The sequence below is a fragment of the Bacillus sp. ISL-78 genome (assembly GCF_018613455.1).
GTDB lineage: Bacteria > Bacillota > Bacilli > Bacillales > DSM-1321 > Peribacillus > Peribacillus frigoritolerans.
Map to the genome: position 1 here is coordinate 1 of NZ_JAGGQC010000017.1, position 14,416 is coordinate 14,416.

The 14,416-nt window shown below is 35.6% G+C and carries 15 protein-coding genes; 4 read left to right on the plus strand and 11 right to left on the minus strand.

Annotated elements, in window-relative coordinates; genetic code table 11:
- Positions 1–594 precede the first annotated feature (594 nt).
- Together J7I96_RS16855 and J7I96_RS16860 are read right to left on the minus strand one after the other, a co-directional pair.
- Positions 595–1,212 carry a hypothetical protein gene (locus tag J7I96_RS16855; protein WP_214772856.1) on the minus strand — a complete coding sequence of 206 codons (618 nt, stop codon included), beginning with the start codon at positions 1,210–1,212 and terminating at the stop codon, positions 595–597.
- Between the two features lie 876 nt (positions 1,213–2,088).
- On the minus strand, positions 2,089–2,685 hold the full coding sequence (locus tag J7I96_RS16860; RefSeq protein ID WP_214772855.1) for a serine/threonine protein kinase: 597 nt from the start codon (positions 2,683–2,685) through the stop codon (positions 2,089–2,091).
- A 296-nt stretch (positions 2,686–2,981) separates the two neighbouring features.
- On the opposite strand from J7I96_RS16860, the gene J7I96_RS16865 reads away from it, so the two are divergent.
- From J7I96_RS16865 to J7I96_RS16875, 3 genes are all read left to right on the plus strand, one after another.
- Positions 2,982–3,455, plus strand: coding sequence for an NUDIX hydrolase (locus tag J7I96_RS16865; RefSeq protein ID WP_057277580.1), 474 nt, complete (start codon positions 2,982–2,984; stop codon positions 3,453–3,455).
- Positions 3,455–4,543, plus strand: a complete 1,089-nt coding sequence (locus J7I96_RS16870) for a glycosyltransferase (RefSeq protein WP_311315189.1) — start codon at positions 3,455–3,457, stop codon at positions 4,541–4,543. Before J7I96_RS16865 ends, J7I96_RS16870 begins: the two co-directional genes overlap by 1 nt.
- Positions 4,544–5,096: 553 nt before the next feature.
- Positions 5,097–5,885: a HipA family kinase gene (locus J7I96_RS16875; RefSeq protein ID WP_214772854.1), complete on the plus strand. Its 789-nt coding sequence runs from the start codon at positions 5,097–5,099 to the stop codon at positions 5,883–5,885.
- A 61-nt stretch (positions 5,886–5,946) separates the two neighbouring features.
- Here the strand turns inward: J7I96_RS16875 and J7I96_RS16880 are convergent, their stop codons facing one another.
- Positions 5,947–6,516, minus strand: coding sequence for a protein kinase family protein (locus J7I96_RS16880; RefSeq protein ID WP_214772853.1), 570 nt, complete (start codon positions 6,514–6,516; stop codon positions 5,947–5,949).
- 513 nt (positions 6,517–7,029) lie between these two features.
- Between J7I96_RS16880 and J7I96_RS16885 the strand changes: the two genes are divergently transcribed.
- Positions 7,030–7,683 carry a 2OG-Fe(II) oxygenase gene (locus J7I96_RS16885; protein ID WP_214772852.1) on the plus strand — a complete coding sequence of 218 codons (654 nt, stop codon included), beginning with the start codon at positions 7,030–7,032 and terminating at the stop codon, positions 7,681–7,683.
- A 179-nt stretch (positions 7,684–7,862) separates the two neighbouring features.
- Here J7I96_RS16885 and J7I96_RS16890 read toward each other — a convergent pair whose 3' ends face one another.
- From J7I96_RS16890 to J7I96_RS16925, 8 genes are all read right to left on the minus strand, one after another.
- A complete protein-coding gene (locus J7I96_RS16890) occupies positions 7,863–8,642 on the minus strand; it encodes a hypothetical protein (protein ID WP_214772851.1) in 780 nt (259 codons plus the stop codon).
- A gap of 519 nt (positions 8,643–9,161) precedes the next feature.
- A complete protein-coding gene (locus J7I96_RS16895) occupies positions 9,162–9,587 on the minus strand; it encodes a VOC family protein (protein WP_057277574.1) in 426 nt (141 codons plus the stop codon).
- Positions 9,588–9,978: 391 nt separating this feature from the next.
- The gene (locus tag J7I96_RS16900; protein WP_214772850.1) at positions 9,979–10,407 is read right to left on the minus strand and encodes a DoxX family protein; all 429 of its coding nucleotides are present in this window, start codon (positions 10,405–10,407) and stop codon (positions 9,979–9,981) included.
- 71 nt (positions 10,408–10,478) lie between these two features.
- Positions 10,479–11,330, minus strand: a complete 852-nt coding sequence (locus J7I96_RS16905; protein WP_214923033.1) for a M56 family metallopeptidase — start codon at positions 11,328–11,330, stop codon at positions 10,479–10,481.
- On the minus strand, positions 11,330–11,746 hold the full coding sequence (locus tag J7I96_RS16910) for a BlaI/MecI/CopY family transcriptional regulator (RefSeq protein WP_048680873.1): 417 nt from the start codon (positions 11,744–11,746) through the stop codon (positions 11,330–11,332). Before J7I96_RS16910 ends, J7I96_RS16905 begins: the two co-directional genes overlap by 1 nt.
- A gap of 852 nt (positions 11,747–12,598) precedes the next feature.
- The gene (locus J7I96_RS16915; RefSeq protein ID WP_214772848.1) at positions 12,599–13,306 is read right to left on the minus strand and encodes an oxidoreductase; all 708 of its coding nucleotides are present in this window, start codon (positions 13,304–13,306) and stop codon (positions 12,599–12,601) included.
- Positions 13,307–13,375: 69 nt separating this feature from the next.
- On the minus strand, positions 13,376–13,945 hold the full coding sequence (locus J7I96_RS16920) for a histidine phosphatase family protein (protein ID WP_214772877.1): 570 nt from the start codon (positions 13,943–13,945) through the stop codon (positions 13,376–13,378).
- A gap of 27 nt (positions 13,946–13,972) precedes the next feature.
- A complete protein-coding gene (locus J7I96_RS16925; RefSeq protein ID WP_214772847.1) occupies positions 13,973–14,317 on the minus strand; it encodes an avidin-fold protein in 345 nt (114 codons plus the stop codon).
- Between the last annotated feature and the right edge of the window lie 99 nt (positions 14,318–14,416).

Sequence of the window (14,416 nt, forward strand, 5' to 3'; positions counted from 1 at the left end):
ATTTTAAACAAAGGCTCTTTTCGTAAAGATTGTTGTTTTTAAAACGAAACTATTTAAGGTTGATTGGAGCGGAAGTGCGAGACTCCTGCGGGAGCAGCGGGACAGGTGAGACCCCACAGGCGTTTACGCCGAGGAGGCTCACCGCCCGCCCCGCGGAAAGCGAGCATCTGGAGGGGAAATCAACCACACCTCACTACTTGGTAAATAGCAACAAAGTATGTGAAAACAGCCATTTTAAAATATATGACGGACTGTATTCATGATTTTGAGGTGGGAATTTTCAAATGAAAGGGGAGGTTTTTTTAACCCCATCCATTTTTAATAAGAATTCGATCTATGTTGAATGGATATAGTTAAGGAATTTCACTCCTAAAGCAACAACACTAATCATCCTTTTAGAGGCTATTGCAACACTTTTACTTTCTTTGTACGTGAAGAGCAAAACTTAGCATATTGGATACAATTCTAATGAATCATTTCGCTCCATTTGCAACCTTCGTCTAGTTTCGACGTATGGCAACTACTGTGCACCGAAATCCGATGAAAATGAACTTGTTTTCAAATAAAGAAGAAGAGGCTTTAACAGCCTCTTCTTTATTGAGTTTCATCTTCTTTATTATTACTTTTACTGCTATTTGCTATAAACATCGCAATTTGCGCCTTTTTTTCTACATCTAAATCAAGGGTATCGATTATGCTAAAAGGTGATTTTAATAAGGGGGGGTGTGGTTGTGAAATCTTCGTTATTTCTTGCAAGATTTTATCTGAAGTTTGATCTTGTTGTTTAATTAACTGATTCTGAAGTTGAATCTGAAGTTCCTTCTGTTGTTCTTCTTGGTGTTGGAGTTGGTCTTGAATTTTCTCTAGTGGCAGTGAACGCTTCGATATTTCGTGTAAGACTTTATCTAAATGCTCATCTTGTTGTTTAGATAATTTATTCTGGAGTTGAACCTGAAGATCCTTCTGTTTTTGTTCTTGGAGTTGGAGTTGGTCTTGAATTTTTTCCAGTGGTTGTGAAATCTTCGTTATTTCTTGTAAGATTTTATTTAAAGTATCATTTTGTTGTTTAATTAATTGATTCTGAAGTTGAACCTGAAGATCCTTCTGTTTTTGTTCTTGGAGTTGGAGTTGGCCTTGAATATTTTCTAATATATGGTTATATTTTTTCCTGTTGTCTTCCTTGTGATTATCTGTTTGATCATTTTTACCCATTAGGTTCCCACCCTTTTCACTATTTATTGGTTATGGAGGCACATTGTATTACATATTGTGTAGTTGGAAAAATCGTCTTCCCAATTGAAATTACTTTCACCTTTTTATGTTTCAAATAACTTTTGTTGCAGAATCAGTATATGGACAATCGGAGATAGGCTATTTCACTATTTCTTAGTATTGTCGACATGATTGTGTTGCCGTTGCCGATCATAATGATAGCAATGTACTGTAATTTATTGTGTCGGGACAACAACTGATCCATCGTAATCATTCTGGTCTATACTTCAAGAGTAATGGAAGCCCAAAAAATGGTACAGTTTAAGCAGTCTTAATCTAAATGTTTGGTATCAAATTTAGGGATGTTTGAAAATGATTCACCTCATTTTAGTTTAGGAAACCATACATGTGGTTTCCGATTTTTTTATTTGCATAGACAGATCTTTCATAGATAAATAACCATCACTTTCTTTCTATAGTTATTCAACACGCCTTTGAATGACTGAGCGTTTGTCATGTATAGACGTTAAACTTATACCATCATCAAAAAAAAATAAAAAAACCACTTTAATAAGGAAAAATCGTTATCTGGTTGTAAAAATGGTTTTACGAATATTGTAATTTGTCCTAATAAATGCCGAACGTGCACTTTTAGGAACGGGAGAAATAATGCATTTCCGCCCATATTGCGAATTTTAGAGTCTGGAGAATTCCAAACTAAAAAGTCGAACTCCTTTATGTTTAGGGTTCGACTTTCCTCTGTTGAATTTCCCTGCTTGTACAACATAATTGGTTTTGTAGGCAATTATCATGCACTTTTAGCGATACTGGCCAGCCCAAAATTTCGCATATTCTCATTTATACCGGTTTGGTTTCCTATACCGCATTGAAGTCGATATTTTTTTGCCATTCTTCATACGATTCAGGATCGATTTTCTTTGCTTGTTTCAGGAAAGTATCCAATAACCCCAATTTCTTTAAATCACGAAACATCTTTGGATTATATGGATCATTCATTGTGAGGCCATCTGAATGATCGATTGCTTTCAGCACATTTCCCTTTGTTACAACAAAATGTCCGATTGAGGTCTTGATTCTAATAAATCCAACTCTCTTCAGTTCCTTTCGAATCATTATGATTTGTTCTGTAATCGATTCGGGAATATCTTGCTTCCCTTTCAAAAAATCTTTTAGATTAGGACCTTTTAAATATTCCATAATTACATAGTTTGGTCCGACTTCATATAACCTCGGAACAATATGAGTATCCTTAGCTGCTTCAAGTGCTTTCCCCTCTTTAGTTGCTGCATTTGGATTGACATAGAGTTTTACGCAAATATCTTCATCAAGCTGAAAAACTGCACCTTGACTTCCTGCCCCAATTAGTTTTAATGTGGTTGGATTATGAATAAGAAGTTCCTTTTTACCGTTCTTTTCAATTCTTTCAACCCTAATTAATTTAAAATCATTCATCTGATCTACCACCTCTTTGCTACTTATTAATAACCATAATATCTATACTATGAAATCATCGAATAGTTGCTTTAGGATAATAACACTTTTTCATAAAATTAAGTCATACCTTCTTTTATTGAGTTCTTAAGGAAAGCCTTTCCTAGCATTTCTTCAGATTCTTATGCTCATACACATACAAATAAGAATTTTACAAAAAACAAACAAATATATGTACTTGTCCGTTTCAAATCTTTTCCATTTTGCATTTACTATAAAAGTGGATTAACCAGAAAATATCAGAAAGGGGACTTGAGATGGGGTACATTGAAGATTTACGTGCTCTCGTTGGAACTAGAGCTTTGATACTTACTGGGGTCACCGTTTTGGTTATCGATCAGAACAGCCGTTTTCTAATGGTACAATCCGAAAAAATGTGGAAATTGCCGGGCGGCTTCATCGAATTAGGAGAATCTGCGGAAGAGGCATGCAGACGTGAAATTTTGGAGGAAACAGGAATTAACATCGGAAACCTTCAATTAATTGGCGTTTTTTCAGGGAAGGACTATTTTACGAAGCTGCCTAATGGTGATCAATACTTTTCAGTCAACATTGCTTACGTTACCGAAGAAATACTCAGCGGAGATTTAAAACCTGATGATATAGAAATACAAAAAGTACAATTTTTTAAATGGTCCGCTTTTCCGAATGATCTTTCTGAACGAGATCGCCAAATATTTCAAAGTTTTATCGAAAATTTGATTTTAGATAGAAGAAAGGGATTGAAATAGTGAAGACAATCGCTTTTTACATTAGAGAACCTATAAAAATCAATCAAGGATTTATGTACAATCAAATCATTATGCTGGATCAATATCGTCCTATTGTTATAGGACCTTACCCAAATTGCGACAATGTTCAATATCAGTTTGAACACTATTATAATTTGAACGAAATTCAAGACCTTGGAGCCTTCTTTAAGGAGCAGAATGTCGTCGCGATTCACGCTCATCAGGGGAAACATTCCATCGATATATTACCAGCAGCTATTGAGTATGATATACCTTTGGTTGTTCATTTTCGAGGGCGTGATTCCTCCACTCAAACATATAAGCGGTTTCGCAAAAATGTCCTCCGATATCAAAATTTAGTAAAACATGGAGCTGCTTGTTTTACAGTTTGCCATTTCTTGGCAGATGAATTAAAAAAATTAGGGTTTAAAGAAGATAAGATACATGTATTATATGGCGGTCTAAATTTAGATCTATACCCATATGTCCAACGTTCCCTGCCTAAGGAAGGAGAAATTCGAATATTGTCTGTTGCCAGACTTGTCGAGAAAAAAGGATTCCTTACGCTTTTGAAGGCCTTTCAACGGATTCATCAGGAATACCCAAGAACGACACTGCACATCATTGGGACAGGTAAAGATGAAGAGAAGATAAGAGTTTTCATTGATGAAAATCAATTAAACGAACGCGTTTTTCTTAGGGGGCCAATGGATTCTAACCAAATTTCTAAGGAATTAAGTGACTCGCATCTCTTTTGCCTCGCCAGTGAAACAGGCGAAGATGGCGATGTAGAAGGGATTCCAAATGCATTAAAAGAAGCCATGGCAAGCGGTTTACCAGTCATCTCCACCTTTCACGGTGGGATTCCGGAATTGATTGAGCATAAAAAAACAGGTTACCTTGTTCCTGAGAAAGATGATTTAAAATTGTCTCAAGGTCTAAAATATTTCCTGAGTCATCCAAGAGTATGGAAGAGATATACCAGAAGTGCAAGACAGGTAATTGATGAAAATTTCGATTTGAATAAACAAATTATCGAACAACAACGGCTATACAGCTTAATAGAAAAAAATAACGGGGTTAATTGACATGGGAACTATGGGTCGTTGAGCTCGTATAAACATGTTCCTTCCCTTCCTTTTGTCCTCTTCGGACTAGTAATACCCAAGACGAAATCATAAAAATACTCCCAAGTTACATTCCAAAAATACAAATTTAGTTCAGATGCCAATATTCGTGTTTATTATTGAAAACTCTACTAGAACTTAGTGAAGGCGCCCATTTTGTCCATATGTTTGGCCCAGGACTCGGGTGATATTGAGTATGCAAAATGCGTTCCCAGGTACTGTATCACTTCCAAAGAAACTTACCCAATGGCCTTCTCTATGATAAATGAAGGGATTTAACATCATTTGTATTCCTTCCCATAAGAATTAACTTTACCTAATCCTTCCCTGTAGAGTGGGGAGTCCAAAAGGAGAAAGTGAAGCGCTGTACAAATTTTTTTTAGTAAAGAAAAGTCATTTACCGAACCTTATAACCAATTTCATCAATCAATCCAGAATTCAATAATGTTAATAAAAAAGATAAGGTGAAAATGAAAAAAAGCTAGACAAATATTTTTAAAGGAGACAAAGTGATATGACAAAATATCCAGTTCGATATGTACAAACATTAAGGGGCGGAACCGCACATGTCATTCTTTTCAGCGATGGTAAAGAATATGTCGTGAAGTGGTTTGATACTAAGAAAGGCAGGGAAAAAGAAGTGGTCAATGAATACCTGATTGGAAAGTTGGCCGAGCTCCTTTCACTTCCCGTTATCCCATTTGACCTTGTATATATACCGGAAGAATTCATCAAGAAAACGCCTGAATTACAATCCACTGAACACAATTATAGATCTGGATACCAATATGGCTGTGTTTTTATTAAAAACAGTACCGTTTTCGAGAATGTTAGAGAAAATCCTCCCACAAAGACGGATGTTAAAAACCGAGATATGCTTGCCGGTATAACGGTATTCGACCAATGGGTGAATAACTCTGACCGAGGTACGATGAATGTCATTTTGGAAAATCTCAGTGATGGGGGCTATTATGTCCATATGATTGATCATGGCAGGGTTTTTCCAGGACGCTACCAATGGTCTGCTCAAACGCTAAGTGAAACACCGGTTTATAACTACCATTGGCCTTTTTATAAATGGGCCTTCTCTCTTCTCGATGATAACAAAGAGCTTACATCGTTTATTGAAAAAATAGAGAAATTGCCGAACAAATCGATCTATCAAGTAATAGAATCCATCCCTAAAGAGTGGAATGTCAAAACGAAGGACAGAGATGCTCTCTACAAGTTTCTTTTAGAACAGAAAAATAAATTGCCTGATATCGTAGAACGTATCATCCAGCATCATAACAATCCCAAATAATAACGCTGGTTTTTTCCATAGAAAAAAGTACCTTTTGCTTTAAAGGAGGTACTTTTTTTATTTATAAATCTTTCCATTCCATATAGGATTCGGGATCCATTTCTTTTAACTTTTCCAAGAACAATGGTAATAGTCCCAACTTCTTTAAACCTTTGAATATCAACTCTGGCTTGTTTCGAATCCTTGTATAGGAGCTATAATGATCTATTACTTTTAATTCCTCTTCCTTAGTGACAATAATGTGGCGTAAATCGGCATCCATTCTGGTAAACTTTAAACGCTTCATTTCATTGAGCACAAAAAGAATTTGCCCCATCAAATTTTCGGATAGGATCCCCCCAGATTCTAAATACTGAAATAAAGTTGGCCCTTCGAGATATTCCATAATAATATAGTTATGCCCCACTTCATAAAGCCGTGGAATAGTGGGTGACTCCTGTGCCATTTTTAATACATTCCCCTCTATAGCCGCATATTCTGGTTTTGCACAAATTTTCACACATTTGATTGAAGTAATTTTAAAAACGGCCCCTTGCGCTCCATTTCCAATCAATGGAAACAAAGTTGGATTTTTTATGACATCCACTTTTTTAATTCCTTCAGTTACAAAGATAGATTTAAAGTCCTCCACTTTCGATCACTCCTTCACATTCGCTATCGTACTATTGCTTTTTATTCTTTGTTTCTTTTTCTCTAAGCTTTTTAGTGATAAACCTCCGTCCCCTTATCATTGTGCACATTCCGAAAGGAAACGTCTTTGATTATAAGGTTAAGAGAATAGATTATATAAACCCTTCTATAATAAAGGTGGAATGATATACCTTTCACAAAAATGAGAACTAGTAAGCATCATTTTTACTCTTATTTGATCAGAAAGAAAAATTCGCGTAAGGGTTTTAGTGAAAATACACACATGAAAAATCTATGCAAAAAGACTTGTTCATATTGTGAGCTTCCTATATTTTATGTAAAAGATTAAAGTTTGCTATAGTCAAGCGCCAGTTCATACAGTAATTTTTACTTGTCGACGGAAATAAGTAACAGATACATAACAATGTCATGGTATAATTAACATAGGAAAACGCTTACAGAATAATCCAAACTTTTTGTTCTGAAAATTCATTCTTTTGGGAGTCGATGAAAGTTGACAGTGGATAATAAAACAAGTAAAGAACAAACGATTTTTAATCATATTGGAAATAAAATCAAAACGGAAGACAGAGAAATCAATGTAGTTGCTAGATTAGAAGAACCTCTAATTGCTGTTTTAGAAAATGTTTTGAGTGACGATGAATGTGACAAACTTATTGAATTGTCAAAAGACAAAATGAATCGTTCCAAAATTGGAGTTACGCACGAAGTAAATGAGATAAGAACAAGCAGCAGTATGTTTTTTCAAGAAAATGAAAATGACATCATTACCAAAATTGAAAAAAGGATATCAACAATCATGAATATACCCGTTGAACATGGAGAGGGTATTCAAATTCTTAAATACAATCCTGGACAAGAGTATAAAGCTCATTTTGATTTTTTTACATCTTCAAGTAATGCAGCAAAAAATAATAGAATTAGCACAATCATCTTGTACTTAAATGATGTGGAGCATGGAGGGGAAACTTTTTTTCCTAAATTGAATTTTTCAGTATTCCCGCGAAAGGGAATGGCTGTGTATTTCGAATATTTCTACAACGATAAAAACCTAAACGAACTAACCTTACACGGTGGGGCGCCCGTTATCACTGGGGAAAAATGGGTTGCAACACAATGGATGAGGAGACAAAGTAGCCGCTCATGATGTGTAAACGATAGACTTTAATAGCCTCAATTTTAGGTGCCTTATGAACAAAGGCACCTATTCGTTCATTTAAAAATAAAATCGCCAAACAAAAAATAATCATCAATGTTTCAAATTACGCTTTACCCTAGGTTTGTCTTTAGGTTTGATGTAAAAACATCATTGCAAGCATTCACTATTCATTTACCTTTGCTGCTCTTTCTAAAATTATCGTAATCAGTCTTAATGTAATGAAATACCTTCGCATTGCCATTATGGTCTGGATGAGTTATTTTTAGTAACCCTTTATATTCTGCCAATACTTCTTTATCGCTCGCCATTTTAGAGAGCCCTAATTTTTCACTATAATCATTTGATAAGGTAGTGGAGTCAATCATGTAATTGTTTCTGATTTTTTCTTTTAATTTTATCAATTCATTACCTAATTCAATATTTTCTTTTAATAGATCCTTTGACTCATTCTGCAATTCTTTTTTCTCATTCTTTAGAATCGCAACTTCCTTTTTGAACATATCCCTTTGCTGAATCAATATTCTTTTTGCAGTCTCATGAAGCTCTTCGATACCTTCTATATGCTTTTCTTGAGCTTGTATTTTTAATTTTAATCGGTGTATGATTTCGTCCTTATTTTGCTTTATCATATCATTTATAGCCAGCTTTGAAGCTGTGTCATCGCTTATGTATCCGGTGCTCCTCTTTCCGTTCCCCGCGTATTTAATCTTACCTTCGCCAAGCCAGCGCCTGACAGTCTGTACACTATTACTTTCTGTTACTCCTGCATCTTTTAACATTTCAAATGCTTGATCTGCGTCATCCATTAAGTATCCAGTTTTCCTATTCCCGTTACCTCCCTCATATTTAATCTTACCTTCACGAAGCCAGCGTCTAACAGTTTGTATACTACTGCTTTCTGTTACTCCTGCATCCTTTAACAGGTCGAAAGCTTGATCTGTGTTCACATTGTTCCCCCTTTCCCCTTATTACGTAATGAAATGTTACTTGAATGATATGATAGTACCTTTAAAAATGGAGAATTTTACAAATAAGGAGCCTGATTTGTATGTCAATGTTTTAAATAATAGCATAGCCATTTTCTAAACAAAGAACAAATTGATGAAGAATATATGACGAATATCACAGGGAGATAACGATAATGTATCAAATTTAAAAGTGTGGAAGAAAAAGTTTTCAGTAACTACGTAATCATGATATCAATAGTGGAGTTAATTGGAATATATACATTCAGATAGGATCCAGAAACCAGGGACAGTGAGAATGGGCGACTACATAAGATATAAACGTGATGTTATCTTATAAGCTACCATGGGGGTCTTTTGATGCCCTATGAAATGAGATAAGGGTCATAGTAAAAAAATCCCTATCTCTCAGTGATATTAGCGAGAAATCGAGATTTTTTTATTCACAAATTACAGCTGCAACTATTCACCAACACAGCTTCTATTTTTAACTAGAAAAATTTATTTTTCACCCTCTGTATAAATTTGAAAGGTTACACCGAATTTGTCTGTTACAATCCCATAAGCAGGGCTGAAAAAAGCTTCCTGTAGAGGCATTTTCACTTCTCCACCTTGCGACAAAGTTTCAAAGATCCGTTTTGATTTTTCAATTTCGTTAATTGAAATGCAGATCGTGACTTGATCTCCAGATTGACTGGTTTGACCTGGAAACGTATCCGAAAACATGAAGTCCGTTTCCCCAACCTTTAACATTGCGTGTGCAACAAGATCCTTTGCTTCTTCTGGCAGAGGAAATTCAGGATTTTCTGGCATTTCTCCAAAAGTTTGATTAAAGAGGACTTTTGCATCCAATGCTTTTTCATAAAATTGGATCGCCTCCTTCGCATTTCCGTTCATCATTAAATATGGAGATAATCGCATGGTCATAATTTAATAACTCCTTTTGCTCTGATTTTTTACTAAGCTTGGGAAATTTCCAAGCTTGCTTTTGAACTGTCAATGGCAATAATCACTATACCATTATTACCCATGATTGAATTTTATAACACAGAACATGCGTTCGTCAACAGAAATTTACTGAAAACTATCAAATTTTTTTAAATGTTGAATTGAAAATTCCAAGGTTCTTGATGTATTGTCAAAGTATGTCACGTTATAGCAGTCATGGAAAACTTCTTTTATTAGTGGCTTTCAAATCATGAAGCATTTCAAATAAGAATAGGTGAAATGTAAAAGGCATGACCCTAGTAGATTAACGGGATCATGCCTCAAGACTGCTTAAAAAGTGTTTGAATTTTTGTAATGTCGCTTAATGTTATTAACCTGCTATCATTTCGGAATCCTGTGTTTTTTTAAGTTTTGGTAACTTAGAGTCTATAGACAGGAAGCGGCTTCCATTCAATACCAAGTGAAGGGCAATAATCATAAGAACTAGATCCAGTTCATACCCTGAGCCTTCTCCATTCCCCATAAAACCTGCTGGGAATTTCACATAAACAATTGCACCAGCCATGATGAATACAAGTAGCGCAGAAATTATTCTTGTTCCAAGGCCTATTATTAAAGCAATTCCTCCAACCAATTCAATCATACCGACTACATAGGCCATGAATCCCGGAATGCCTATACTTTGAAACCACCCTGAAGTGTTTTCCAATCCACCTTTGAATTTTGACAAACCATGCAAGAAAAAAGAAATTCCCAACATAACTCTTAATAAAAAGGTACCGATTTCTTGTTTATTCATGACACATCTCCTTTTTTTATTTAACACTACAAAGTGTAGTGTAAAGTGGTAAAAAAATCAAGTGAAAGTCATCAGACAATCACTATCGTCATTCCTATAAGGATAACCAAAACATAAATGGAAACAAAAATCGTGGTAGTTTCAGCCCTTAAAGGAATCGTTTTATGGGGATCAATTAATTGCTGTAGTCTATAGTTAACTGATTCATTCGAGAAATAAACAAGGACAGGAGAGGATTTATCAGTGCACCCATGTTTAATTAACTTCAATAAAGCGGCACTTATTCCTAATTCAGTCCCCATTTTATGAATCGCATTTTCGTCGGCTGATAATTCACTTATTATTTTGTAATTTTTATGACACCATTTTGTCAGTGGGACAAACCATAACGCATTTGAAATCAACTGTAAAATAAAGATGACCAGTGGATCATATTTCTTTTGGTGAAAAGCTTCATGCTCCACTACCGCTTCTAGTTCATCAAAGTCCAGTAATTGAATTAAAGCCGTGCTGAACACAATGAAAGGCCGCCTGAAACCAAGCGTAAACGCAAGAGGCTGTTCAGCGTTCACAACCAAGATATCATTGTTGTCCCGATTGAATGTTTCATTTACATTCCTTGTCATATCAACGTTTTTTGAAAGAAAAAGCTTTTGTTTAAACCTTCTGGATAAGAAAAATTGCTCAGCAATTTTGAATAAGCTGCTTAATATACTATAGGATATTATTATACTGAGCAGTGTGATGACCACAAAGTAGTATACTGAATCTTCCTTGAATAAACTAAAACAAAATTTAAAGAAATTAGCTTTAATATTCACACCAAAAAAGATGTGTACTAAAAAAGCTCCCATTTGGCACCATACTACACAGGCAATTAAAAGACTCAGGCTTATTACAAAATAAGACTTTTTCTTCCACATTATAATTTATCCTTTTTTAACGATTGAATTTTTTGTTCCAATTTTTCAATTAAACCTTGGTCAGCGTCTTTCATGGCATCCAGCATATGGCTTATGACCGCTCCACCAAATTCATCCAGCAAGTTCTCAGTCAGTTTCTTTGACTGCTCTTCAAAAAACTCCTCTTTGGACTGCACCGGGCGAAATAATGAAAGCCTTCCTTCAGACCTCTTTTCAAGAATGCCTTTTTCGACTAAACGATTCATGACGGTCATTACTGTGTTGAAATTGATAGGTTTGTCAAGTTCCAATGATTGTTGAACCGCTTTAATGCTTTGTTCATCTTTATCCCATAAATATTCCATGATATTTGCTTCCAATGGACCAAAGAAACGATTCAGTCCAACTTCATCATATTTAAAATTTTTAATATTCATCCTTTTCCACCTCTCACTACAAATTGTAGTGGAAATCACTGTTACAATCAAGTTTCATCCGGAAGATTTGAACGTTGATTTCCACTCCAGGTACTTATTTTCACCTCAGGAGTCTCCTACCTTCCGTTCCAATCAACTGAAACGTTTATAAATAAAAAAATGTAGATAAACTGGCTTTTATTCGAGTTTGATACACTCTAAAACGAGCCTTTTACAGGCACGTTTCAATAATTAATAGTAATCCTTTGTCCTCCATTTCCTCAAATTTATAAATGTAAAAGGAAGTCAATTTTGTCTAGGGCTTCATTACTTAGATAACCAGCTGAAAGGAACACACTGTACTATTGCTTCAATTATAGTGCCCGGTGATGGAGCATGAATAAAGGTTGCTGAAGCAGCCTTTATTTAAATGATAAGAAATATATACATAAATTTGAATGGAGGAGTGAAGATGATTATAAAAACGACGGAAGCGAATTGCATATCATTGCAACAGCTAATACAGATTCAATCGTACTAACAGATGAGAAAAGTGCATTGGACATTATTATGACGATTAGTAGCAAAACCGGTAGCAGTCGAATAGCACTAAACAAGAAGCAATTTCAGAAGATTTTTTAAAGTTAAGTACAAAAAAGCTAACTCAGCTATAGAAACAACTAAAAACCTTTTGGCATTGTTTATTACCAAGACCTTCTGGTTCTCCACCTTTCTTACACTCCACTTCCTTTTTTTACTTTTAAGGGGGATTAAAATTTGTCTAGGAATTTAAAAACGAGCCTATTTGGGCTCGTTTTCAGTATATCGTCGGCATGGTCTTCCCAAACCTTCATTTTTATAGGAAACTTGCATCTATTTTTTTATTATTTTATCCGGATGATCACTATTAATCGTAACTCTTTGTGCAAGTTCCTCTATTTCAGCAGAATCATAAAAATGATATCCTTTTGCCGTCGTTTGGGCTGCAACGTACATTGCAGCAGCTACTTTGTTTGCTTCTATTGCACGATATGGACGTAAAAGGCCTACAAAGACAAATTTTGCAAAAGTACTTAGCAGCCCAGAAATCTTTTCACCTGCCCTGAATTCCTTTCGTTCTCCAAGAAGTAAGGAAGGACGGAAAATATGTACAGTATTCAATGCCAGATGTTGTAGTGTATCTTCCACCTCACCTTTAACACGGCTGTAGAAGAACTTTGATTTGGAATTGGCACCCATGGCCGTAATGACGAGTATTTTTTCAACATTGGATGTCTTTGCCAATCTAGCTGCTTCAATTACATAGTCATAATCCACTTTACGAAATGCCTCTTTCGATTTAGCCTTTTTAATAGTTGTACCCAAACAAATGAACACATCGGTGACTTTGAACAAATCGGCATACTTGGATAAATTATCGAAATCCACAACATGTCCTATGCATTTGGGATTGGCGAGTTTCAGTGCCCTTCTTGTCAGCAAATGGATTTCACTATAGATTTTGCTTTTGCCTAGCTCTTTAACCAACTGGGTGCCTACCATACCTGTAGCGCCTAAAATCAATGCCTTCTTATTAGTCATGATTTCCTTCTTTCTATAATTAGCTTTTCAATCAACCATTTCCTTTTTATCCAACCTATCTTAATAGGACTAAGATAAATGATTCACTTGATTGAAATCATCAATTATCCAGGAATCAACTTCGAATCTAATCGTACTCAAACATGCATTGAACAAGCGCATTTCGTTGGATACGATTGACTCATTTGACATCAAGCGTAAAATAAAATGAATGACGGCTCCATGTGCAACAAGGATAACTTTCTTCTCAGGATACTCCTTCTGAATTTCCTGGAGCCCATTCATCAGCCTGTTTCGTAGAGATTCATGATTTTCCTGACCAGGATAATCTTTATCCCTGAATGCAGACTTCCTTTCCGCTGCGGTCATTCCTTCAGCGACGCCAAAATTCTTTTCAATGAATTCCATTTTTTCAATAACCGGTACTTCAATATAGTGCGAAATGATATCCGCCGTCTCCCTTGCCCTCTTCAGGGGGCTTGTAATAATTACATCCCAATCATCTTTTGACAAAAATTCACCACATTGCCGTGCCTGTATCTTTCCAAGTTCATTTAAAGGAATATCAGTCTGCCCTTGCAGCTTTCCTAGTGCATTCCAATCTGTTTGACCATGCCGCACTAAACAAATAGTAGTAATTGTCCTCAAACCCCTCTAAGTAGTTTGTTATTTTCTCACTTCTTCAATGATGGAATGTCCTTCAGTCCGTTCAAGATCTGACCATTTCCACTTTTCATGCAAGCGCAACCTTCCATCAGGCAGCATTTCAGGGGTGGAAAAACAGCTGCCTCCTCTAATTTCCCCTTTTTCATTGATATGATTATACCTGAATTCCAGAGTTCCATCCAGATTGACCAGCCCTATTAAAGTCCCTTTAACAATCTCTCCCCCCTGATAACTTGCTGAAAGAATTGAGCCGTCTTGTGAATAGTGGAAGGTAGTATTTCCTGATACTTCTCCATTTTCAGAATTGATTTTAGCTTTGAATATCCGTCCATCATAATTAAACATCATCATTCCCCCATATGAATTTATAAGGATAATGATACCAAATTAATTAAAAAAAGAATATTGAAAAATCTTATAGGATTTTTAATTCTGTGTCCATGG

Bases quoted from the DNA above. Each gene is read 5' to 3' on its own strand.
- J7I96_RS16855 (WP_214772856.1), bottom strand. From the start codon at position 1,212: ATGGGTAAAAATGATCAAACAGATAATCACAAGGAAGACAACAGGAAA.
- J7I96_RS16860 (WP_214772855.1), bottom strand. From the start codon at position 2,685: ATGAATGATTTTAAATTAATTAGGGTTGAAAGAATTGAAAAGAACGGT.
- J7I96_RS16865 (WP_057277580.1), top strand. From the start codon at position 2,982: ATGGGGTACATTGAAGATTTACGTGCTCTCGTTGGAACTAGAGCTTTG.
- J7I96_RS16875 (WP_214772854.1), top strand. From the start codon at position 5,097: ATGACAAAATATCCAGTTCGATATGTACAAACATTAAGGGGCGGAACC.
- J7I96_RS16895 (WP_057277574.1), bottom strand. From the start codon at position 9,587: ATGACCATGCGATTATCTCCATATTTAATGATGAACGGAAATGCGAAG.
- J7I96_RS16900 (WP_214772850.1), bottom strand. From the start codon at position 10,407: ATGAATAAACAAGAAATCGGTACCTTTTTATTAAGAGTTATGTTGGGA.
- J7I96_RS16905 (WP_214923033.1), bottom strand. From the start codon at position 11,330: ATGTGGAAGAAAAAGTCTTATTTTGTAATAAGCCTGAGTCTTTTAATT.
- J7I96_RS16910 (WP_048680873.1), bottom strand. From the start codon at position 11,746: ATGAATATTAAAAATTTTAAATATGATGAAGTTGGACTGAATCGTTTC.
- J7I96_RS16915 (WP_214772848.1), bottom strand. From the start codon at position 13,306: ATGACTAATAAGAAGGCATTGATTTTAGGCGCTACAGGTATGGTAGGC.
- J7I96_RS16925 (WP_214772847.1), bottom strand. From the start codon at position 14,317: ATGTTTAATTATGATGGACGGATATTCAAAGCTAAAATCAATTCTGAA.